Genomic DNA, 21,988 nt, shown 5'->3' with positions numbered 1-21,988 from the left:
AGACGGTTAATCTGTTGATCAGTCGGCACGCGGCTGTTCATGGGGTCGGGAGGTCGGGATGGCTGCACTCGCCTGGTTGCTGATTCCGTTTTTTGCCGCGGTCGGAGCGGCGGTGTGGGGCACCTGGGCCGCGAGGCATCGTGCGATCGGCGACGGCGCTGAACTCGCGGGCTATGCGCGGTTCCGCGACGCCATGGAGAAGGCCGGGTCCGGTTCGGACCTGCTCTGAGCACGGCGACCCGGATTTCGCCATGGGCCCCGGGACGAACCGGCCCCGACGAGGCACCGACAGAGCTGTCCCGTACTGTCGTTCCATGCCACGCCGCACCCTGACGCTGCTCACCTCGACGCTCGTGCTGATCGCGCTGCTGTGCGGCGGAGTGTTCTTCACGGTTCCTTACGGGGAGATGAGCCCGGGGCCGACGGTGAACACGCTCGGCAAGTCCGGCGGCAAGCCGGTGCTGCAGATCTCCGGGCACAAGACCTACCCGACGTCCGGGAATCTCAACATGGTGACCGTCCGGGTGACCACCGCCGACTACAACATGAACCTGGTCGAGGCGGTTTACGGCTGGCTCGCGCACGACACCCTGGTCGTTCCGCACAACACGCTCTACCCGCAGGGCACCACGGAGCAGGAGTCGACCCAGCAGAACGCCGAGGAGTTCAGCGAGTCCCAGGAGAGCGCCAAGGTCGCGGCCCTCACCGAGCTGGGGATTCCGGTGAAGTCCCGGATCGTGGTCTCCACCGTCGTCAAGGACAGCCCCGCCGAGGGCAAACTGCATGCGGGCGATCTCATCCGGGCCGTGGACGGCACTCCCGTCAAGGAGCCGACCGACGTGGCGAAGCTGGTCACCCGGCACAAGCCCGGCCAGGACGTCGTCTTCACGGTGATCCCCGCCAAGGCCGCGGCCGACGCCGCGAAGGCGGGTGAAGAGCCCAAGGGCAGCAAGAAGGTCACCATGACCACGGAAAAGGCCCCGGCCCCCGACGCCGACCGCGCGATCGTCGGCATCACGGCCGGCACCGACCACACCTTCCCCTTCGACATCAACATCAAGCTCGCCGATGTTGGCGGCCCGAGCGCCGGCCTGATGTTCTCCCTCGGCCTGGTCGACAAGCTGACGCCGGGCAGCCTGACCGGCGGCAAGTTCATCGCGGGTACCGGCACGATCGACGACAAGGGCGTGGTCGGTCCGATCGGCGGCATCGAGATGAAGCTCATCGCGGCGCGCAATGCGGGCGCCAGGTACTTCCTGACACCCGCCGACAACTGTTCGGCCGCGGCCGCCGACACACCGTCCGGCCTCACACTGGTGAAGGTGAAGACCATGGACGGCGCGAAGAAGGCGCTGGACGAGATCCGCACCGGGAACACCGCCTCGCTGTCGAGCTGCTCGGCGACGTAGCAGGCGCCGCGAACGCGGCGGGCCACGGCGCCCCCGTGCGGAGCGGCGCCGGTCGGTTACGTCTCGAAGGTCACCGACAGCGCCTCGGCGAGGCCCGGCACCAGTTCCGAGCCGGTGAGCACCTCGTTGGGGGAGTCCTTCGCGCGTAGCCGCAGCGCGGACTCGCGGGTGCCGTCACGGAGCACCGCGACCGTCATCCGTACCTCCTGGCGGTCCGGATGCTTGGCCACCCAGTCCGTCAGCTGCTTCTCGTCCATCCCTTCCGGTACGGAGGCCTCGGCGGACGGCGGCAGCATCAGCCGTTCCACCGTCATCGCACAGCCGGCCACCGCGTCCGGCCAGGCGATCGTGGCGAGGAATTCGTCGAGCGGAGTGGTGGACGGGATCTCGTCCTGCTCCACGGGGGTCAGCGAAGCGGTGGGTTCGTCGCTGTCGAGACCGAGCTGGGCGGCGAGGCCCGGCTCCTGGCTGCGCAGCTTCGCGGTGTCCACGAGTGCGAAGAGCCGCGCGGGCTGGTCCCAGCCGAGGCCGGACGCGTACTCGTCGATCTCCAGTACCGCCACTGTGAGCGGACTGGAGGCCATCGGAGGGCCTGAGGGTGAAGAAACGTTGGGCATGGGCAATATCCTGCCCTCTTCCACCCCGGAAGCGGGAACTGAGTAAACCCTCAGTAAGTTGCATGAGTGGGCTCTACGATCGCTGGGCCTGCTCCACACGACCGCGAACTTCGAGGTGCGCACGTTGGCTTTCCAGATGCCGGACCGCGGCGGAGGCCCGACCGGGCCACGGATCAGAGTGGGACGGCCGTCCCGCCGCGCCCGGACCCTGCTGTTGACATTGGGCGTGCTGGCCGTGCTGGCCATGGCATTCGTGATGTTCGCCGGGTTCTGGACCGACTGGCTCTGGTACCGCTCCGTCGACTACTCGTCCGTTTTCACCACCACCCTGTGGACGAAGATCGGGCTGTTCCTCGTGTTCGGCGTGCTGATGGCCGTGGCCGTCGGCGTCAACATCTGGCTGGCGCACCGGCTCCGGCCGCCGCTGAGCGCGATGTCACTGGAGCAGCAGAGCCTCGACCGTTACCGGATGGGCGTCGCGCCGTACAAGAAGTGGCTGCTGCTCGGCATCACCGCGCTGGTGGGGCTGATCGCGGGTGCCTCCGCCACCAGCCAGTGGCGTACCTGGCTGATGTTCGTCAACGGCGTGCCCTTCCACCAGAAGGATCCGCAGTTCAAGCTCGACGTGTCGTTCTACGCGTTCGATCTGCCCTGGTACCGCTTCCTGCTGGGCTTCGGTTTCGCGGCCGTCGTGCTGTCACTGATCGCCGCAGCGCTGGTGCACTATCTGTACGGCGGACTGCGGGTGACCAGCCCGGGTGCGCGTGCCACCTCGGCGGCCACCGGCCATCTGTCGGTGCTGCTCGGCGTGTTCGTCGCGCTGAAGGCGGTGGCCTACTGGCTCGACAGGTACGGGCTCGCCGTGAAGTCCAGCGACTTCAAAGCCACCGGTAACTGGACGGGCCTGCGGTATGTGGACGCCAACGCCTACCTCCCGGCGAAGACCATCCTGTTCTGCATCGCGGTCATCTGCGCCCTGCTGTTCTTCGCGACACTCTGGCGCCGCACCTGGCAGCTGCCGGTGATCGGCTTCGGTCTGATGGTGCTCTCGGCGATCCTGATCGGCGGGCTCTACCCGGCGATCGTGCAGAAGTTCACGGTCGAGCCGAACGAGCAGGCCAAAGAAGCGCCGTACATCCAGAAGAACATCAAGGCCACCCGCGACGCCTACGGCATCGCCGACACGGACGTCGACAACTACTCCGGCAAGAGCAGCACGAAGGACACCACCAAGCAGCGTGGCGACGCGAATTCGGCGGCCAGTTACCGCCTGATCGACCCCAACGTCGTCTCGCCGACCTTCCAGCAGGTGCAACAGAAGCGGAAGTACTACGGCTTCCCCGCGACGCTGGATGTGGACCGTTACAACGGCCAGGACACGGTGATCGGCCTGCGCGAGCTCAACATCGCTGGCATCCAGAAGCACAACTGGATCAACGACCACTTCACGTACACCCATGGCTATGGTGCGATCACGGCCAAGGGCACGGCCACCGACAGCAACGGCGCCCCGGTCTTCACCGAATCGGGGCTGCCCACCACGGGCAAGCTCCCGTCGTACCAGCAGCGGATCTACTACGGCGAGAAGACCACCCAGTACTCCATCGTCGGAGGCCCGCAGAAGGAACTCGACTACGAGGACAACGGTGAGAAGACCACCAGCTACGCGGGGAAGAGCGGGGTCGATCTCTCGAACCCGGTGAACCGCGCGGCGTACGCCGTGGCCTTCAGCGAGCCGCAGATCCTCTACTCGGGAGCCATCGGCGAGGGCTCGAGGATCCTCTACAACCGCACCCCGAAGCAGCGCGTCGAAGCCGTCGCCCCCTGGCTGACCATTGACGGCGACGCCTACCCGGCGGTGGTCGGCGGGAAGATCCAGTGGGTCGTGGACGCCTACACCACGAGCAACGGCTATCCCTACGCCTCCCGTACGACCCTGGGGGACACCACGGCCGACTCGCTGACCGACAACCAGCGTGCGGTGGTGGCCCAGCAGAACCAGGTCAACTACATCCGCAACTCGGTGAAGGCCACCGTCGACGCGTACACCGGGCAGGTCAAGCTCTACCAGTGGGACACCAAGGACCCGGTCCTGAAGACCTGGATGAAGGCGTTCCCGAACACGGTCAAGAAGAAGGCCGACATCCCGGCGGACCTGAAGGCGCATCTGCGTTATCCGCAGGACATGTTCAAGGTCCAGCGTGAGCTGCTCACCCGCTACCACGTGACGGACCCCAAGCAGTTCTACAGCGGCAGTGACGCCTGGCAGGTGCCCGACGACCCGACCACCAGGGACAACAGGGCTGTTCCGCCCTACTACCTGTCGATGAAGTTGCCCGGCCAGAAGGGGACGGGGCAGCAGTTCTCGCTCACCACCACCTTCACGCCGAGTGGACGTCCCAACCTCGGCGGCTTCATGGCGGTCGACGCGGACGCGGACAGTCCGAACTACGGGACCATAAGACTTCTGAGAGTCACCTCGGAGGTGCCGGGCCCCGAGCAGGTGCAGAACAAACTCAACAGCCTGCCCGATGTAGCCACCTTCGTGCGAGATATGAAGGGCGCCGACTCGGACATCGAGTACGGCAACCTGCTGACCGTGCCACTGGACGGCGGCTTCCTGTACGTCGAGCCGGTGTACGCCCAGGGGCGCAACTCGCACTACCCGCTGCTGAAGAAGGTGGCCGTCTCGTATGCGGACGCCGATTCCCCGGACGGGGACACCACGGCGTTCCGCAACACCCTGGGGGAGGCGTTGAACAAGGTCTTCGGGGGGGACGGCGAGCAGACCACGCCCCCGGACACGGGCACCACCACCCAACCACCGGCCACCGGGAACGACGCGTTGAAGAAGGCCATCGCGGACGCCCAGGACGCGTACGACGCCGGCCAGACCGCGCTGAAGAAGCAGGACTGGACTGCCTACGGCAAGGCCCAGAAGGACCTGCAGGACGCCCTTCAGCGGGCTGCCGACGCCGGCGCCAAGGCGAAGTCGAGTCAGAAGGGCGGCTGATCACCCCGTCTGATCAGGGCGAAAAGCCCTGATCAGACGGGGCCGGACGCTGGTGAAGCTCCGCCTCGCACCGTGATACGGTTGTCACACAACGGCGCGGGGTGGAGCAGCTCGGTAGCTCGCTGGGCTCATAACCCAGAGGTCGCAGGTTCAAATCCTGTCCCCGCTACTCAAGGCACAGTCGGTGAGCGTTCCGGCGAGGCCGCGAAGGCCCGGATCTCGAAAGAGGTCCGGGCCTTCGTCATACACCGGGCGGACTCGGATCGGTGAGCGACAGGTGAAATTCCCCTGCGCCTACCGGGAGTTGGCGCTCGTTCATGTTTCACTTATCTCTCTGTGGGCATGTCGACAAAACGCTGAAGTGACCTCCTGGCTGCGATATACCAGGTGTACGCGGGTTGCGGGTGGTGGGACGATGGGGTTTATGGGGGACAGGGCAACTCTGTTGGAGACAGGGCGGTTTGTGCACACGCACACCGAGCGTGCCGAGCACGGCGGAGACGTCGTCGGCGCGCAGGACACGGCTGACGCCGAGACCGAGGCGCGGCACCGACGTGGCGCCGAGAGCGGCGACGCCGCCTCGATGAGCGCACTGGGTGCGCTGCTGCTGCGCCGCGGCGATCTCGACGGCGCCGAGCGCTGGCTGCGTGCGGCCACTGCCCAGGGCGACCGGGCGGGCGCCAACAACCTGGGTGTCCTGCTGCACCAGCGGGGTTATGCCGACGAGGCGGCCGGCTGGTGGCGTATCGCCGCGGTCGCCGGTTCCGCCGCTGCCGCTCACGCGCTGGGCCGTCACTACCGGGAAAGGGGCGATGAGCCCGCCGCCGAGTACTGGCTGCGCCAGTCCGCCGAATCGGGCCACGCGCTGGGCGCCTACGCCCTGGCGGACCTGCTGGAGCACCGCAGCGATGTGGGTGCCGAGCGCTGGCTGCGCGCCGCTGCCGAGCAGGGCCACCGGGAAGCGGCCTATCGCCTGGCCCGCGCACTGGACCGGGCGGCCGCCGAGGAGTCACCGGCCGCCGAGGCCGAGCAGTGGTACCGACAGGCCGCGGCCCGCGGTCACCGGCGCGCAGCGCTGCACCTCGGGGTGATCCTGGAGAAGCGCGGTGACCTCAAGGAGGCCGGCCGCTGGTATCTGACCTCCGCGAAGGACGGTGAGGCCCGCGCCGCCTGCGCGCTCGGCTTCCTGCTGCGTGACGCGGGCGACGAGGAGAGCGCCGCCGTGTGGTGGCTGCGTGCTGCCCAGGAGGGTGACGGCAACGCCGCCAACGCGCTGGGCGCACTGCACGCGGCCAGGGGCGAGCAGCAGACAGCCGAGCGCTGGTACCGCACCGCCATGGACGCAGGTGACGTCAACGGCGCGTACAACCTCGCGCTGCTCTGCGCAGCCCAGGACCGTACGGCCCAGGCCGAGCAGTGGTACCGCCGCGCCGCCTACGCCGGTCACCGCGAGGCCGCCAACGCGCTCGCCGTCCTGCTCCTGCAGAACGGCGACCCGGCCGGCGCCGAGCCCTGGTTCTCCAAGGCGGCCGAGGCGGGCAGCGTGGACGCCGCCTTCAACCTGGGCATCCTGCACGCCGGCCGTGGCGACGACCGCCGGGCGTTCACCTGGTACGAGCGGGCGGCGGCCGCAGGCCACACCGAGGCGGCTCTGCAGGTCGGCATCGCCCTGCTCCGGGACGGTGAGGAGCACACCGCGGAGCGCCATCTGCGCTGTGCGGCGGGCGGTGGCAGCACCGAGGCGGCCTTCCGGCTCGGCGCCCTGCTCGACTCGCGGATGCCACCGCCGGGACCGCCGGTGCTCGGTGAGCCCGTCACGGACAAGAGCGAGTGCGAGGAGTGGTACGAGCGGGCCGCCGAGCACGGACACCGCCGCGCCCAGGTCCGCGTCGGCATGCTCGCCGCCTCCCGCAACGACATCGAGGCGGCGGCCCGCTGGTACCGGGAGGCCGCCGAGGCGGGCAGCCGCAACGGCGCCTTTAACCTCGGTCTGCTGCTCGCCCGGGAGGGCAACGAGCGGGAGGCCGGCTTCTGGTGGGCCAGGGCCGCGAACGCGGGGCACGGCCGCGCCGCCCTGCGCATCGCGCTGCTCGCCATCCGTCGTGGTGAGCTGGCCGAGGGACGGAAGTGGTGCGCCCAGGCCGTGGAGCTGGGGCCCGCCGAGGTCGCGGAGCGCGCCGCCAGGCTGTCCGAGGCACTGCGGCAGGAACTGAGCGCGTAGCAGTCGCACCCTCCCGGGACGCCGGTCATGGATTTGCGCTGGTCGACCGCGCCGTCGTAGAGTTGCCATCACAACGGCGCGGGGTGGAGCAGCTCGGTAGCTCGCTGGGCTCATAACCCAGAGGTCGCAGGTTCAAATCCTGTCCCCGCTACTGAAGACTGAGGGCCCGGACTCGAAAGAGTCCGGGCCCTCAGTCGTATGCCCGGCCATCTGCCGACGAACGCCCCACCCGCGGGGCGGGGGGTTCCCGTCGGATCAGGCGGAGGCGCAGGCCGGGCAGAGGCCCCGGTAGGTGACCTCGACGTCGGAGACGGTGAAGCCGAAACGCTCGGTGTCGGGGAGGTCGGTCAGCGGATTTCCGGCCGGGTGGACATCGCGGATCGCCCCGCACTGCGCACAGACCAGATGCTGGTGCGGCCGGTGGGCGTTCGGGTCGTACCGCTTGGCTCGGCGGTCCGTCGAGACCTCGATGACCTCACCGAGGACGACCATCTCGCCCAAGGTGTTGTAAACGGTCGCCCGGGAGATCTCGGGCAGTTTCGCCACGGCGCGGGCGTGTACCTCGTCGGCGGTCAGATGCACGTGGTCCCCGTCGAGGACCTCGGCCACGACGCGACGCTGGGCGGTCATCCGCCAGCCGCGTTCGCGCAGGCGTTCCAACAGGTCACTCATGGAGCCCAGCTTAACAGGGGAAAAGACCCCGCCCGGAACGGGTGTGACATTGGACTGTGGATTGACTTGGACAAAGTCCAATGTAGGATCGAATCGGTAACCACCCAGTGACAGGACTGGCGGGATCCACGCAGGAGGCGCACGTGACGCAGGGACCACTCACCACGGAAACCGGAGCTCCGGTAGCCGACAACCAGAACAGTGAGACGGCGGGCGTCGGTGGTCCGGTGCTGGTCCAGGACCAGCTCCTCCTCGAGAAACTTGCCCACTTCAACCGCGAGCGCATCCCGGAGCGGATCGTGCACGCCCGCGGCGCCGGCGCATACGGCACCTTCACGCTGACCCGCGACGTCTCCCGGTGGACCCGGGCGAAGTTCCTCTCCGAGGTCGGCAAGCAGACCGAGACCTTCGCCCGCTTCTCGACCGTGGCGGGCAACCTCGGCTCGGCCGACGCGGTGCGCGACCCACGGGGCTTCGCGCTGAAGTTCTACACCGAGGAGGGCAACTACGACCTCGTCGGGAACAACACGCCGGTGTTCTTCGTCAAGGACGCCATCAAGTTCCCGGACTTCATCCACACCCAGAAGCGCGACCCGTACACCGGCTCGCAGGAAGCCGACAACGTGTGGGACTTCTGGGGCCTCAGCCCCGAGTCCACCCACCAGGTGACCTGGCTCTTCGGTGACCGCGGCATCCCGGCCACGCTGCGCCACATGAACGGGTACGGCTCGCACACCTACCAGTGGAACAACGCGGCCGGCGAGGTGTTCTGGGTCAAGTACCACTTCAAGACCGACCAGGGCATCAAGAACCTCACCACCGAGGAGGCCGTCCGCCTCTCCGGTGTGGACCCGGACTCCCACCAGCGCGACCTGCGCGAGTCCATTGAGCGCGGTGACTTCCCGTCCTGGACCGTGCAGATCCAGGTCTTGCCCGCCGCCGAGGCGGCGAACTACCGCTTCAACCCGTTCGACCTGACCAAGGTCTGGCCGCACGCGGACTACCCGCCGATCGAGATCGGCAAGCTGGAGCTCAACCGCAACCCGGAGAACATCTTCGCCGAGGTCGAGCAGTCCGTCTTCTCGCCGGCCAACTTCGTACCGGGCATCGGTCCCTCGCCGGACAAGATGCTGCAGGGCCGTCTCTTCGCCTACGGCGACGCACACCGCTACCGCGTCGGCATCAACGCCGATCACCTGCCGGTGAACCGTCCGCGCGCGGCGGTGACCAACACCAACTACCGCGACGGCCATCTCTACGACGGCCGCCACAAGGGCGCCAAGAACTACGAGCCGAACAGCTTCGGCGGCCCGGCGCAGACGGACCGGGCGCTGTGGCAGTCCACCCCGGTCAGTGGTGGCACCGGTGACCACGAGGCGCCCAGCCACCCCGAGGACAACGACTTCGTCCAGCCGGGCCACCTCTACCGCATGATGGCGGAGGACGAGAAGAGCCGGCTCGTCGAAAATCTCGCCGGATTCATCGCGCAGGTCTCACGGGACGACATCGCCGAGCGGGCGGTCAACAACTTCCGCCAGGCCGACGGGGACTTCGGCAAGCGTCTCGATGCCGCGGTGCAGGAGCTGCGCGCCTGACGTCGGGCAATGGCAGAGAGGCACGGAGAGGACCGGTTCCCCGCACGGGGCCGGTCCTTCCGCCTGTGCGGGCGTTCAGGAGGTCAGCGCCGCCTCGGCCCTGGCGGGCGCCCAGCAGCGGATGATGTCGCGCACCGACACGACGCCGACCGGGCCCGCGTCGTCGAGCACGATCAGGTGACGGAAACCGCCATTGGACATCGCCTCGGCCGCTTCCTCCAGGGTCCAGGACGCCGCGGCGAAGACCACGTCGGTGGTGGTGTGCGCACCTGCCGTCTCCCGGTCGGGGTCGAGCCCCGCGCCCACCGCGTTGAGGATGTCGCGCTCGGTGAGAATGCCGAGCCCGCTGGTGTCGGGGTCGAGAACGACGGCCGCGCCGATACGGCGCGCGGACATCAGACAGGCGCACTGACGGAGGGTGTGTGCGGGACCGATGGTGAGAACCACCGTACTCATCGCGTCGCGGACGAACATGAAGGGTGCCACCTCCTGTGGGGGATCCCTGCTTGCGCTTCGGTTCACAAGTTCACAAGGGGATGCTCCCAGGGTCGCATCACGACGTGCGCACAGCAAGGTGCCGGACCTGACCGGCTCCGGCCGAAACCTGTCGCGGGACTGACGTGTCGTCAGTAGCGCTGGTTGAGATACCCGAGCATGTCCTGGTGCAGCAGGCCGTTGGAGGCGGCCGCATTCCCGCCCTCGACCCCGCGCACCCCGTCCAGGCTGGTGAATTCCCCACCGGCCTCCTGGACGACGATGGCGGTCGCCGCCATGTCCCAGAGGGAGAGCTCCGGCTCGGCGCAGATGTCGACCGAACCTTCGGCGACCATCATGTACGGCCAGAAGTCGCCGTATCCACGAGTGCGCCAGCAGTCCCGGGTGAGGTCCAGGAAGCCGTCGAGCCGCCCCTGTGACTCCCAGCCGGTCAGCGACGAGTACGCGAACGAGGCGTCCGCGATCCTGGAGACCTTGGAGACCTGCAAGCGGGTCGCCGAGGTCAGGCTGCGGCCCGTATAGGCGCCGCCGCCCTTCGCGGCCCACCACCGGCGGCCCAGCGCGGGCGCGGACACCACGCCGACCACCGGTTCATGACCGTCCTCGCCCGCCACCGCCAGGGAGACCAGCGTCGCCCACACCGGTACGCCGCGGACGTAGTTCTTGGTGCCGTCGATGGGATCGATGATCCACCGCCGCGGGCCGGTGCCCGAAAGGCCGTACTCCTCCCCGAGGATCGCGTCCCGCGGCCTGGCGCGCCGGAGCTGTCCGCGGATCAGCTCCTCGGCGTTCTTGTCGGCCTCGCTCACCGGGGTCATGTCCGGCTTCGTCTCGACCTTGAGGTCAAGGGCCTTGAACCGGTCCATCGTCGCCGCGTCGGCGGCATCCGCCAGGACGTGGGCGAGACGCAGATCATCGTGGTAATCGGACATGAGCGTCACAGTATCCACCGCGCGCTCGATCGGGCCACAGGCCCCTGCCCGGGCCCTGTCCGTGCCGCGGACCTTGACAGCCCGGTAGCTGCCGTCAACTCTGAGCGCAGAGCCGCACCCGGGAGGCAATGATGCCTGCAGCGCGCGAATTTCTGCTCGACTCGGCGCTCTCCGCCCTCGCCGGACTGCCCTGGTCCGGCGTCCGCATGGTGGATGTGGCGTCCGCCGCCGGGGTTTCCCGGCAGACCCTCTACAACGAGTTCGGTTCCAAGGACGGTCTGGCCCGCGCCCTGATGCGCCGCGAGGCCGACCGCTATCTGCTGGGCGTCGACCGGGCGCTCGCCGGGCCGGCCTCGTCCGGTGAGCGGCTGGTCGGCGTCGCCGAGTGGACGGTCACCGCGGCGCATTCGTATCCGCTGGTCCGGGCCCTGCTCACCGGCTGCTGGCCGGAGCGGTTGCCCAAGCCGGGCCCGGCGGTCGGGTCCGTCGGCTCGCACATCCCCGCTCAGCGCCGCGCCGACGCCGGCCCTCCCACCCCGGCCGAGCTGATCGCCGCGGTACGGCACCGGGCGGCGCTCGCGCCGGCCGCGGGCGGGAGCGAGGAGGAGACGACGGAATTCACCCGCCGCTGCGAGGTGGCGGTGCGCCTGGCGCTCTCCCATGTCGTCGCCCCGGGGGACCAGCGAGTGGATCGGCTGGTCCTCGGGTCGGTGTGACCCCGCGGCGCCGGCGGATTCGGCGGATCAGTGCGCCGAGCCCGACAGCTGCAGGCCTATCACGCCCACGATCACGAAGGAGATCGAGACCAGCTTGAGCACCGAGACGAGGTCCCCGAGGAAGACCATCCCGTAGATCGCCGTACCCGCCGCGCCGATGCCCGTCCAGACGGCGTAGGCCGGCCCCACGTCGAGCTTGCGCAGCGAGAGGGTCAGCAGGCCGAAACTGCCGAGTGCGAAACAGCAGAACGCGACCGTCGGCCAGAGCCTCGTGAAGCCGTGCGAGAGCTTGAGACATACCGCGAAACCCGTCTCAAGGACCCCCGCGACCACCACCAGCAGCCACGCCATTCAGTGCCTCCACATCGGTGACTGCTCCGTCATCACTTGGTGCGCCTATGCATTTACCAGGCCGGCCGGGCGGCAAACGCGCCGGATCAGTCGCCCTCGCGCCGCTCCCGCGTCGCGAGCAGTCTGCGCAGCGAGTCCAGCCGGGCCGGATCGGCGTGTCCCTCGGTCACCCAGGTGTCCAGCGCGCACTCCGCTTCGTCATGGCTGCAGCCTCGTGGACAGTCCTCGGTGCCCGGTACGAGATCCGGGAAGGCGAGGATGACACGGGAAGGGTCCACGTGGTGCAGGCCGAAGGAGCGTACTCCCGGGGTGTCGACCACCCAGCCGCGCTCGTCGGGGAGCGGCAGCGCCAGCGCCGAGGTCGTGGTGTGCCGGCCGCGGCCGGTCACCGCGTTGACATGTCCGACGCTGCGCCGTTTGTCCTGCGGAACCAGTGCGTTGACCAGAGTCGTCTTGCCGACGCCGGAGTGGCCGACGAAGGCGGTGACCTTGTCGTTGAGGAAGTCCCTGACCCGGTCGGCGGCCTCGCCGTCGGCCAGCTCGTCGCGGCTGGTGACGACGTACGGGATGTCGAGGGCCCCGTACGCCTCGAGGAGCTGGTCGGGCGGGGCCAGGTCGGACTTGGTGAGGACGAGCAACGGGGAGAGCCCGCCGTCGTAGGCGGCCACCAGGCAGCGGTCGATCATCCTCGGGCGCGGTTCCGGGTCGGCGAGCGCGGTGACGATCGCCAACTGGTCCGCGTTGGCGACGACCACCCGCTCGAACGGGTCGTCGTCGTCGGCGGTCCGGCGCAGCACGGACGTCCTGGGCTGGATGCGCACGATGCGCGCCAGCGTGTCCTTGGCGCCGGAGAGATCGCCGACGATCATGACCTGGTCGCCCACCACGGCGGCCTTGCGGCCCAGCTCGCGGGCCTTCATCGCGGTGATCGTGCGGCCGTCGACGAGGCAGGTGAGGCGCCCCCGGTCGACCGTCACCACCATGCCCTCGGCCGCCTCCTCGTGCTTGGGGCGGATGTTGGTGCGGGGGCGGTTGCCCTTGGGGTTGGGGCGGACCCGGATGTCGTCCTCGTCGGGGTTCTTGCCGTAGCGGCGCATGGCGTCAGACCCCGAGCATTTCGGTCCACATCCTGGGGAAGTCGGGGAGTGTTTTGGCGGTCGTCGCCACGTTCTCGATCTCGATGCCCTCGACGGTGAGGCCGATGACCGAACCCGCGGTGGCCATCCGGTGGTCGTCGTAGGTGTGGAAGACGCCGCCGTGCAGCGGACGAGGACGAATCCGCAGGCCGTCGGCGGTTTCGCTGACGTCCCCGCCGAGTTCGTTGATCTCCTTGGTGAGCGCGGCCAGCCGGTCGGTCTCGTGCAGCCGCAGGTGCGCGACACCGCGCAGCGTGGACGGCGAATCGGCGACCGCGGCGACGGCGGCGATGACCGGGGTGAGCTCGCCCACCTCACCGAGGTCGACATCGATGCCATGGACCCGGCCGGAGCCGGTGAAGACCAGGCCCTGCTGGGTCAGGGCGCAGGAGCCACCCATTTCGGTGAAGATCGTTCGCAGTGCGTCACCCGGCTGGGTGGTGGCCTCCGGCCAGTCCGGGATGGTGACCCGCCCCCCGGTGACCAGCGCGGCCGCCAGGAACGGCTGGGCGTTGGACAGATCGGGCTCGACGGTCAGATCGCGGCCCAGCACGGCGCTGGGGGAGACCCGCCAGACGTTCGGTTCACCGCCGGTCTCCGGCTCGTCGACCTGGGCACCGACCCTGCGCAGCATGTCGACGGTCATCCGGATGTGCGGCAGCGACGGCAGGGTGGCGCCGGTGTGCCGCACCTCCACGCCCTGGTTGAAGCGTGGCGCGGAGAGCAGCAGCGCCGAGATGAACTGCGACGAGGACGAGGCGTCGATCTCGACGGACCCGCCGTCCAGCGCGCCGCCGCCGTGCACCGTCAGCGGGAGTCCGCCGCGGCCCTCGTCCTCGATCCGGGCGCCGAGCACCCGCAGCGCGTCGATGACGCCGTGCAGCGGCCGCTCGTAGGAACGGGGATCGCCGTCGAAGCGGACCGGTCCGTCGGCGAGGGCCGCGACCGGCGGCAGGAACCGCATGACCGTGCCCGCGTTGCCGACGTCGAGGGTGGCGGGACCGTGCAGCCCGTACGGGATCACCCGCCAGGCCTCGCCGGCGCCTTCGGCTTCTGAGGCCACGCCGGGGTCACCGGTGGCCGATGAACTGGACGACACCGTCTCCTCGATCCGCACACCCAGCGCGCGCAGCGCATCGGCCATCAGCAGGGTGTCGCGGGAACGCAACGGGCGGCGCAGCCAGCCGGGCTCGGCGGCGAGGGCGGCCAGCACCAGGCCGCGGTTGGTGACCGACTTCGATCCGGGCACCGTGACCGTCGCGTCGACGGCCCCGGACGCGTAAGGGGCGGGCCAGCGGGCGGTGTGCACGGAGCTTTCGGTCATGCCCCTTACTTTACTGATGGTGCACAGGCCCGAAAGTCACTCGTGTCCCGGCTCGGGTCACAACCCGAGCAGCCAGCGCCCGCCGCCGATCAGTGAGCAGAGCGACACGACGTGGAACAGCAGCAGCCACACGGTCGGCGGGAGGTGTGTGAGTCTGCCCAGCTGGTCGGCGTCGGAGTCCCCCGCATGGCCGTGCAGCCGCTTGCGCTGAAGCTCGAACGCCGGCCGCACACCGCCGATGAGCAGAAACCAGACAGCGGTGTACGCGAACGCCGACTGGACCTGGGCGCTGGTCAGCCAGGAGATCAGCACGAAGGCCGCACCGGTGACGATCACCGTGAGCGCCCCGTACGCGTTGCGGATCATGATCAGCATGGCGAGCAGCAGCGCACAGGCCGCCCAGAGGAACAGCGTGATGTGGTCCGCGGCCAGCAGCCAGGCGCCGCCGAGGCCCAGCAGTGGCGGCGCGGTGTAGCCGGCTGCCGCGGTGAGGACCATGCCCGGGCCGCTCGGCCTGCCGCGGCTGACGGTCAGGCCGCTGGTGTCGGAGTGCAACCGGATGCCGTCCAGCCGCCGGCCGGTGAGCAGGGCGATCAGCCCGTGGCCGCCCTCGTGGGCGATGGTGACGGCGTTACGGCTGAGTCGCCATATTCGGTGCGGGACGACGGCCAGCAGCGCCACGACGGCGGTGACGATCACCAGCCACTCGTCGGGATCGGGCTGGGTGCCGAAGACGCGGTCCATGGGTGCGGGGACTCCTCGGTCGGACGGTGGCCGGGCTGCTGGCCGGGCGCTGGGTGGAAATGGCAGTCTGGCGCATATGTGCGGACGGTTTGCAGCGAGTCGTAAGCCCGAGGATCTCGTGGGCCTCTTCGGGATAGAGAAGTGGGACCCCACCGAGGCCGCGGTCCCCGACTGGAACGTGGCACCGACCAAGACGGTCCAGGTCGTTCTGGAGCGTCCGGTGAAAGACGCCGATCCGGGGCGTCCGGTTCGTCAGCTGCGGAATCTGACGTGGGGCCTGGTGCCCTCGTGGTCGAAATCACCGGAGGGCGCGGCCCGGATGATCAACGCGCGGGCGGAGACGATCCAGCAGAAGCCGTCGTTCCGCAGGGCCTTCGCCGCCCGGCGCTGCATCGTCCCCGCCGACGGTTACTACGAGTGGCTGACCGCCGCCGGGGAGCGGGAGCTGGAGGTCGAGGGCAGGAAGAAGCGGCCGCGTAAGCAGCCGTACTTCGTGACCCCCGCGGACGGGTCGGTGATGGGGTTCGCCGGACTGTACGAGTTCTGGCGGGACCCGGCGCTGCCCGGCGACCACCCGCAGGCCTGGTGGACGACCTGCACGATCGTCACGACCGAGGCCGAGAGCACGCCGCTCGCGGGCGGAGCGGACGGCGCCGAAGGTCCCGCTTCGCTGGCCGACATTCACCCCCGGATGCCGCTGATGCTGCCCCCGGACCGGTGGGATCCCTGGCTGGACCCTGCGCGCACGGAGCCGGCGGAAGTGACGGAACTCCTGGCACCGCCGCCCGCCGGGCTGGTCCGGGCGTACCCGGTGTCGACGGCGGTGAGCAATGTCCGCAACAACGGGCCGGAGCTGCTGACCGCACTGGAGGGGCCCGAGGAAGGCACACTCTTCTGATGTGACTGCTTCGGACATGACGACCGCTGTCGAGAGTGTCGACACCCCTGCCGGTGAGGCCCGCATCACCTGGCGTAACGCTGCCCGCCCGGGTCTGGTGCTCGCCGTGAGCCATGGCGCCGGCGGCGGTATCGAGGCCCGTGATCTGCGGGCCCTGGCCGATGCGCTGCCGCGGCTCGGGGTGACCGTCGCGCTGGTCGAGCAGCCCTGGCGGGTCGCCGGGAAGAAGGTCGCCCCCGCACCGAAAACCCTGGACTCGGGATGGCGCGCGGTGTGGCCGGCGCTGCTGAAGCCGGGCCTGCCGGTGATCGCGGGCGGCCGCAGCGCCGGGGCGCGGGTGGCCTGCAGAACGGCGGCGGAACTGGGCGCGCGCGGCGTCCTGGCACTGAGTTTTCCGCTGCACCCTCCGGGCAAGCCGGAGAAGTCCCGGCAGGACGAGCTGCTCGGGGCCGACGTGCCCACCCTCGTGGTGCAGGGCGGGAACGATCCGTTCGGAAAGCCGGCCGAGTTCCCGGCCGGCGCTTTCGAGCTGGTGGAAGTACCGTCCGCCGACCACGGCTTCGCGGTCCCCAAGCGCGCCGGGATCAGCCAGCAGGAAGCCCTGAGGGCCATCACCGACGCGGTCGCCGGGTGGGTCGGACCCATCCGGGAATGTTGAGCCCGGGGCCGCTGTTGTGCCGGACATCGATACACAAGCCTGGATGTGGAGAGGGAGTCCGTCGCATGGGTTCGACCATCTGCCCGCGCCGCCCGCAGACCGCTGAGCTGGAGTGGACGGTGTTCTCGACGGCCACCGGTGCTCCTTCCCGGGCGGCGGACGGACCGGATCGTCGTCTATCCTCCGATTCGAGTGGGTCCGGTTTCGGATCCGCCAAGGCGTTGGAGGAGGTGGGTCCGGTCACTGGGACCGACACAGGGACCGAAGACGGCCACGCGGAAGAGACGGCCGCGGAGCGCAACGCGCGCTTCGAGCGGGATGCCCTCGGCTATCTCGACCAGATGTACTCGGCCGCGCTGCGCATGACGCGCAATCCGGCCGATGCCGAGGACCTGGTGCAGGAGACCTACGCGAAGGCGTACGGCTCGTTCCACCAGTTCCGTGAGGGCACGAACCTCAAGGCGTGGATGTACCGCATCCTCACGAACACGTTCATCAACTCCTACCGCAAGAAGCAGCGGGAGCCTCAGCGCAGTGCCGCCGAGGAGATCGAGGACTGGCAGCTCGCACGCGCCGAGTCGCACATGTCCACCGGACTGCGCTCCGCCGAGTCGCAGGCGCTGGACCACCTGCCCGATTCGGACGTGAAGTCCGCGCTGCAGGCGATTCCCGAGGAGTTCCGCATCGCGGTCTATCTCGCCGACGTAGAGGGCTTTGCGTACAAGGAGATCGCGGACATCATGGGTACACCCATCGGGACGGTGATGTCCCGGTTGCACCGGGGCCGTCGTCAGCTGCGCGGCATGCTCGAGGACTACGCACGCGACCGCGGGCTGGTCCCTGCGGGTGCCGGAGAGTCGAACGAAGCGAAAGGTTCGGGCTCATGAGTTGCGGAGAGCCGCACGAAACGGACTGCTCCGAGGTTCTGGACCATCTCTACGAGTTCCTCGACCACGAGATGCCGGACAAGGACTGCACCAAGTTCGAAGTGCACTTCGAGGAGTGCTCCCCGTGCCTGGAGAAGTACGGCCTGGAACAGGCCGTCAAGAAGCTGGTGAAGCGCTGCTGCGGCAGCGATGACGTACCGGCTGATCTGCGGTCGAAGGTCATGGGCCGCATCGATCTGATCCGCTCCGGAGAGGCCGTCCCCGACCACGACGTGTCGGTCTCCGACCGGTCGCCCGCCGCTCAGGAGTAGCCCGGACGCCGGGACCTGCGACACCGGGACACCCGGGGCCTGCGCCGCGTGGCCGCAGGCCCCGGTTTGTCACCCGATGGTGCTGCGGATCCCCGGTTGCGGCACATCGCACGTACTCGCGCGCTTATCCTCCCGAATCTGTACGGACTCCGTAGCCGTACGGACCCGGAGAAGGAGGCCGCATGCGGGCACTGCCACCGGCCGCACGTGCGTGCATCGTCTGCGCGGTCCTGGCCGCCGCCGGTTGCGTGTTGCCCGCCGTCACCGCCCCCGGCACACCGTGGGTCACGTTCGGGCTGCTCGCCGTGGTCTGTGCCGGATGCGAGCTCGCCGGACGCAGGTCGTCCGGGGCCGGGTCGTTCTTCGCGGTACTGCTCGCCGCCGCCCTGCTGCTGCCCCCGGCCGTCGCGGCGCTGGTCGCCGTCCCCGGCGCGCTCGTCGGCCGGGTCGAGCACCGCCCGTACACGACGCGGCGGGTCTGGCACGCCGCCCAGCTCGCCCTCGCGGTACGGGCCGCGGCGGAGGTCGCGGCGTGGCTCGGCGGACCGCACCGGACGCCCGACTTTCCCTACGCGCTGCTGCCCGCGCTCGCCGCCGCCCTGGTGTTCTGCCTGGTCGTGACGGTGCTGGACGGGCTCGTGCTGGCCGCGGCGGACCGCGTACGGCTGCGCGTCGCCTGGCGTGGCCTGGCCCGGTCGGTGGCCCCGCACCTCGTGCACGGGCTGGCCGGGCTGATGATGGCGGTCCTCTGGCGCAGCCCCTTCGGGCCGCTCGCGGCGCTGTTCGTGCTGCTGCCCATGTACGTCTCCAGCTGGGTCTTCGCCCAGTACCACCGCGAGCGTGCCGCCCACCGGGCCACCATCCGGGCGCTGGTGCAGGCCGTCGACATCAAGGACCAGTACACCCGTGGGCACAGCGAACGGGTCGGTCAGGCGTCGGCGATGATCGCCGGTGAGCTCGGCATGGACGGTGACCGGCTCGAAGCGCTGCGCTTCGCCGGGATCCTGCATGACGTGGGGAAGCTCGGGGTGCCGACCAGACTGCTCAGGAAGGACGGGCCGCTGACGCCCCAGGAACGACGGGTCATCGAGCTGCATCCCGAGTACGGACACGAAATGGTCCGCGGCATCGGCTTCCTCGGCGAGGCCCGGTCAGCGATCCTGCACCACCACGAGCGGCTGGACGGTTCCGGCTATCCCTACGGGCTCTCCGGGCAGCAGATCCCGGAATTCGCCCGGGTGGTGGCCATCGCGGACGCCTTCGACGCCATGACGTCGACCCGCTCCTACCGACGGGCCAGACCCGTCGACGCCGCGCTGACCGAACTGCAGCGCTGCGCCGGGACCCAGTTCGACCCGCGCATGGTCCAGGCGTTCGTACGGGCCCTGGCGCAGCACGGCTGGCGCCCGGCGGTCACCGCGGACGAGCCGGACGCCCACGCGCTCGGTCCGGTCCCGCAGGCCCGGACCGGGGCGTCTCCCGCCGCGTCGGCCACCGACCGGGAGCGGCTCGGGTGAGCACGGGCACGCCGCGCACGGTCGCGCTGGTCCACGGCGCCGCCGTCCTGGTCGCCGCGATGGGCCTCGGCTGGACCTGCTGGCACGGCATCCGGGACGGCGGTACCGCGCTGATCTTCGGATTACTCGTCGCGGCCGGTGAGCTGGCCCGGCGTACCGGCCCCGGCAGTGAACGCGAGCCGGCGCCGCTCGGTGCGGCCGGAGCCCTCGCCTACGCGCTGCTGGGCCAGAACGGCGGCCACCCCAGCGGACACGGCGCCGCCCAGGTCGTCGCCGTCGTGGTGGCCGGCGCCCTGGCAGGGACGGCGCCCCATGTGGCACACGGCCGGGGGCCCACCGTCGATCACGTGGCCCGCCGGGTGCTCACCGTCGCCTTCGCCGCCGTCTGCTTCCAGCCGCTGTACACCTCCGGACGGCTGGACGCCTGGGGGGTGCGCGGCCCTTCGTACGCCGTGGGACTGTTGCTGCTGCTCGGGCTGACCGCCCTCTGCGACGCGGTCATCGCCGCCGCGATGACCCGGGCCCGCACGCTTCCGCACAGCTACAAACGCCGCGGAGGCGCTCCGCTGCCCTACGGACCGCTGGTCCGCGACGAACTCCGCGCACTGCTCGGTATCGGCTCCGCCGTCTGCGCCACCGGCGTGGTGATGGCCCTGGGAGTCGCCGTCGTCGGCCTGTGGTCGCTGCCCGTCTTCTCCGTACCGCTGCTGCTCACCCAGCTGTCGCTGCGCCGCCACGCGCTCGTCCGCACCACCTATGCGCAGACCATCACCTCGCTGGCCCGGGCCACCGAGGTCGCCGGATACACGCCGCACGGCCACGCCCGCAGAGTCGCCGTCCTCAGCCGGGCCGTGGGCCGCGAGCTGGGGCTCACCGAGTCGGCGCTGACCCTGCTGGAGTACGCGGCGCTCATGCACGACATCGGACAGCTGTCGCTCGTCGATCCGGTCCCGGACGGCGCGACCGCTCTGCTGCCCCTCGCCGAACAGCGCCGGATCGCCCTGCTCGGCGGAGCGGTGGTCCGCCAGACCGGGGTACCCGCCGAGGTCGCGTTGGTCGTCGAGAGCCAGGCGGACCCCTACCGCGAGCAGCCGCTGACGGCCCGGATAGTCCGGGCGGTCAATGCGTACGAGGACCTCTCGGGGGAACACGCAGGAGGCAGCGGTGCGGGCGGCCCGCTCAGCGCGCTGGAGCGGCTGCGGCTCGGCACCGGACGTGACTACCAGCCGGAGGTGGTGGAATCTCTGGCCCGGGTATTGTCCCGCGGTGGCCTCGCCTGACGGGGCAGAGCCGATGCCCGGTGGATGTGTGGTCCCTCACCTGGGTAACCAGTGGGTAATGAGCGAGGCCCCGACCGGGCATGGTTGGATGCGAAGAGAGGGTGTTCCGGGGGTATCGGAGCCCGGGAAGCAGAGACTTTTCAGCGACCGGCAGGCGGGAATCGTGAGGATCTTCGGGAAGGTACGGCACCGGCCCTCCGCCTCGTGGCGGCAGGCCACTGACCGCGCGTTCACGCTGATCGGCGACGGGCGGTACGACGACGCGGGGGCGCTGCTGACCCGCGCCGCCGACCTCGAGCCGTGGCTGTCCGAGTCCTGGTTCAACCTCGCTCTGCTGCACAAGTTCCGGCACGACTGGGACCGGGCCCGGACCGCCGGGCTGCGCGCGGTGGCGCTTCTCGACCGGGAGACCGGCGCCCCCGACTGGTGGAACGTCGGCATCGCGGCCACCGGCCTGCAGGACTGGCCGCTGGCCCGCCGCGCCTGGCAGGCCTACGGGCTGAAGGTGCCCGGCGAGGCCGCGTCCAGCGGCGAGCCGCTCGGCATGGAGCTCGGCTCGGCCGCCGTGCGGCTGTCGCCCGAGGGCGAGGCCGAGGTGGTCTGGGGCCGCCGCCTCGACCCGGCCCGGATAGAGGTGCTCTCCATCCCGCTGCCGTCCTCCGGTCGCCGCTGGGGCGAGGTGGTCCTCCACGACGGCGTCCCGCACGGCGAACGCGTCACCGCCGCGGGGCCCTCGTACCCGGTCTTCGACGAGATAGAGCTGTGGGCCCCCTCACCCGTGCCGACCTGGGTGGTCCTGCTGGAAGCAGCCACCGAATCGGACCGGGACGCGCTGGAAATACTGGCGGCCGATGCCGGATTCGCCGCCGAGGACTGGTCCTCCTCCGTACGGCTGCTCTGCCGGGCCTGCTCCGAGTCGCAGATGGAGAGCGACGAGGGCGACGGCCGACAGCGCCTGGACCCGCACGACCACAGCGAGCCGGGCCACCCCGGCCCGCTCGGCCATCGCACGGCGGGCGACCTGTGGGTCCCCGAGCGCGAATGCGGCATAGCCGCCCCCGACGGTCTGGTGCGGGGTCTCCTCGACGGATGGGTCGCCGACAGCCCGGACAGCCGTGAGTGGCGGGATCTCGAAGAAGTCTGCTGAGGGCACCGTGGACTGCCCGTAGGCTGTACGGGACCCATTGACGGCATCTCTTTCGGTGTTGTCGG

At 70.0% G+C, this 21,988-nt stretch carries 21 protein-coding genes and 2 tRNA genes; 15 read left to right on the top strand and 8 right to left on the bottom strand.

The window, feature by feature from the left end; translation table 11 throughout:
• Positions 1-58: 58 nt before the first annotated feature.
• Both AB0M87_RS03080 and AB0M87_RS03075 read left to right on the top strand, forming a co-directional pair.
• On the top strand, positions 59-229 hold the full coding sequence (locus AB0M87_RS03080; protein WP_365849597.1) for a hypothetical protein: 171 nt from the start codon (positions 59-61) through the stop codon (positions 227-229).
• 85 nt (positions 230-314) lie between these two features.
• On the top strand, positions 315-1,409 hold the full coding sequence (locus AB0M87_RS03075; protein WP_365849596.1) for a PDZ domain-containing protein: 1,095 nt from the start codon (positions 315-317) through the stop codon (positions 1,407-1,409).
• A gap of 56 nt (positions 1,410-1,465) precedes the next feature.
• On the opposite strand, the gene AB0M87_RS03070 is transcribed toward AB0M87_RS03075, so the two are convergent.
• A complete protein-coding gene (locus tag AB0M87_RS03070; protein ID WP_365849594.1) occupies positions 1,466-2,026 on the bottom strand; it encodes a PPA1309 family protein in 561 nt (186 codons plus the stop codon).
• Positions 2,027-2,162: 136 nt separating this feature from the next.
• On the opposite strand from AB0M87_RS03070, the gene AB0M87_RS03065 reads away from it, so the two are divergent.
• The 4 genes from AB0M87_RS03065 (at position 2,163) to AB0M87_RS03050 (ending at position 7,411) form a co-directional block, all read left to right on the top strand.
• The gene (locus tag AB0M87_RS03065) at positions 2,163-5,039 is read left to right on the top strand and encodes a UPF0182 family protein (protein WP_365849888.1); all 2,877 of its coding nucleotides are present in this window, start codon (positions 2,163-2,165) and stop codon (positions 5,037-5,039) included.
• A gap of 95 nt (positions 5,040-5,134) precedes the next feature.
• Positions 5,135-5,208: transfer RNA gene (locus tag AB0M87_RS03060), tRNA-Met, on the top strand.
• A 246-nt stretch (positions 5,209-5,454) separates the two neighbouring features.
• Positions 5,455-7,260 (top strand): tetratricopeptide repeat protein, encoded by a 1,806-nt coding sequence (locus AB0M87_RS03055; RefSeq protein WP_365849592.1) that lies wholly within the window; start codon positions 5,455-5,457, stop codon positions 7,258-7,260.
• 77 nt (positions 7,261-7,337) lie between these two features.
• Positions 7,338-7,411: transfer RNA gene (locus AB0M87_RS03050), tRNA-Met, on the top strand.
• A gap of 104 nt (positions 7,412-7,515) precedes the next feature.
• Here the strand turns inward: AB0M87_RS03050 and AB0M87_RS03045 are convergent.
• Positions 7,516-7,932, bottom strand: coding sequence for a Fur family transcriptional regulator (locus tag AB0M87_RS03045; protein ID WP_365849591.1), 417 nt, complete (start codon positions 7,930-7,932; stop codon positions 7,516-7,518).
• A gap of 143 nt (positions 7,933-8,075) precedes the next feature.
• Here AB0M87_RS03045 and AB0M87_RS03040 point away from each other — a divergent pair, with 143 nt between their 5' ends.
• Positions 8,076-9,527: a catalase gene (locus AB0M87_RS03040; protein ID WP_365849589.1), complete on the top strand. Its 1,452-nt coding sequence runs from the start codon at positions 8,076-8,078 to the stop codon at positions 9,525-9,527.
• Positions 9,528-9,602: 75 nt separating this feature from the next.
• On the opposite strand, the gene AB0M87_RS03035 is transcribed toward AB0M87_RS03040, so the two are convergent.
• Both AB0M87_RS03035 and hisN read right to left on the bottom strand, forming a co-directional pair.
• A complete protein-coding gene (locus AB0M87_RS03035; protein WP_365849588.1) occupies positions 9,603-10,001 on the bottom strand; it encodes a CBS domain-containing protein in 399 nt (132 codons plus the stop codon).
• A gap of 152 nt (positions 10,002-10,153) precedes the next feature.
• Complete coding sequence (gene hisN / locus AB0M87_RS03030; protein ID WP_365849587.1) at positions 10,154-10,954, bottom strand: histidinol-phosphatase; 801 nt, start codon at positions 10,952-10,954, stop codon at positions 10,154-10,156.
• 131 nt (positions 10,955-11,085) lie between these two features.
• Between hisN and AB0M87_RS03025 the strand changes: the two genes are divergently transcribed.
• Positions 11,086-11,670, top strand: a complete 585-nt coding sequence (locus AB0M87_RS03025) for a TetR/AcrR family transcriptional regulator (protein WP_365849586.1) — start codon at positions 11,086-11,088, stop codon at positions 11,668-11,670.
• Between the two features lie 27 nt (positions 11,671-11,697).
• Here the strand turns inward: AB0M87_RS03025 and AB0M87_RS03020 are convergent, their stop codons facing one another.
• The 4 genes from AB0M87_RS03020 to AB0M87_RS03005 all read right to left on the bottom strand — a co-directional run bounded on the left by AB0M87_RS03020 (position 11,698) and on the right by AB0M87_RS03005 (position 15,225).
• Positions 11,698-12,021, bottom strand: a complete 324-nt coding sequence (locus AB0M87_RS03020) for a multidrug efflux SMR transporter (RefSeq protein ID WP_365849585.1) — start codon at positions 12,019-12,021, stop codon at positions 11,698-11,700.
• A gap of 86 nt (positions 12,022-12,107) precedes the next feature.
• On the bottom strand, positions 12,108-13,118 hold the full coding sequence (rsgA, locus tag AB0M87_RS03015; protein WP_365849583.1) for a ribosome small subunit-dependent GTPase A: 1,011 nt from the start codon (positions 13,116-13,118) through the stop codon (positions 12,108-12,110).
• Positions 13,119-13,122: 4 nt separating this feature from the next.
• Positions 13,123-14,481, bottom strand: a complete 1,359-nt coding sequence (gene aroA / locus AB0M87_RS03010; protein ID WP_365849582.1) for a 3-phosphoshikimate 1-carboxyvinyltransferase — start codon at positions 14,479-14,481, stop codon at positions 13,123-13,125.
• 57 nt (positions 14,482-14,538) lie between these two features.
• Positions 14,539-15,225 carry a M50 family metallopeptidase gene (locus AB0M87_RS03005; RefSeq protein WP_365849581.1) on the bottom strand — a complete coding sequence of 229 codons (687 nt, stop codon included), beginning with the start codon at positions 15,223-15,225 and terminating at the stop codon, positions 14,539-14,541.
• A gap of 76 nt (positions 15,226-15,301) precedes the next feature.
• On the opposite strand from AB0M87_RS03005, the gene AB0M87_RS03000 reads away from it, so the two are divergent.
• The 7 genes from AB0M87_RS03000 to AB0M87_RS02970 all read left to right on the top strand — a co-directional run bounded on the left by AB0M87_RS03000 (position 15,302) and on the right by AB0M87_RS02970 (position 21,923).
• Positions 15,302-16,123 (top strand): SOS response-associated peptidase, encoded by an 822-nt coding sequence (locus tag AB0M87_RS03000; protein ID WP_365849580.1) that lies wholly within the window; start codon positions 15,302-15,304, stop codon positions 16,121-16,123.
• 16 nt (positions 16,124-16,139) lie between these two features.
• Complete coding sequence (locus AB0M87_RS02995) at positions 16,140-16,781, top strand: alpha/beta family hydrolase (protein ID WP_365849578.1); 642 nt, start codon at positions 16,140-16,142, stop codon at positions 16,779-16,781.
• Between the two features lie 230 nt (positions 16,782-17,011).
• Complete coding sequence (locus AB0M87_RS02990; protein WP_250297961.1) at positions 17,012-17,668, top strand: sigma-70 family RNA polymerase sigma factor; 657 nt, start codon at positions 17,012-17,014, stop codon at positions 17,666-17,668.
• Positions 17,665-17,979, top strand: coding sequence for a mycothiol system anti-sigma-R factor (gene rsrA, locus AB0M87_RS02985; protein WP_365849576.1), 315 nt, complete (start codon positions 17,665-17,667; stop codon positions 17,977-17,979). The genes AB0M87_RS02990 and rsrA overlap by 4 nt, the downstream gene beginning before the upstream one ends.
• 182 nt (positions 17,980-18,161) lie before the next feature.
• Entirely contained in the window at positions 18,162-19,496 is a 1,335-nt protein-coding gene (locus AB0M87_RS02980) for an HD-GYP domain-containing protein (RefSeq protein ID WP_365849574.1), read from the top strand.
• Between the two features lie 59 nt (positions 19,497-19,555).
• Positions 19,556-20,776: an HDOD domain-containing protein gene (locus AB0M87_RS02975; protein WP_365849886.1), complete on the top strand. Its 1,221-nt coding sequence runs from the start codon at positions 19,556-19,558 to the stop codon at positions 20,774-20,776.
• A gap of 163 nt (positions 20,777-20,939) precedes the next feature.
• Positions 20,940-21,923, top strand: a complete 984-nt coding sequence (locus tag AB0M87_RS02970; RefSeq protein WP_365849572.1) for a hypothetical protein — start codon at positions 20,940-20,942, stop codon at positions 21,921-21,923.
• Positions 21,924-21,988: the final 65 nt, after the last annotated feature.

It is taken from the genome of Streptomyces sp. NPDC051320 (genome assembly GCF_040682175.1).
In the GTDB taxonomy this organism is placed as follows: Bacteria; Actinomycetota; Actinomycetes; order Streptomycetales; family Streptomycetaceae; genus Streptomyces.
Note: the sequence above shows the minus strand (reverse complement) of the source record. Positions and strands in the feature narration are given on the sequence as shown.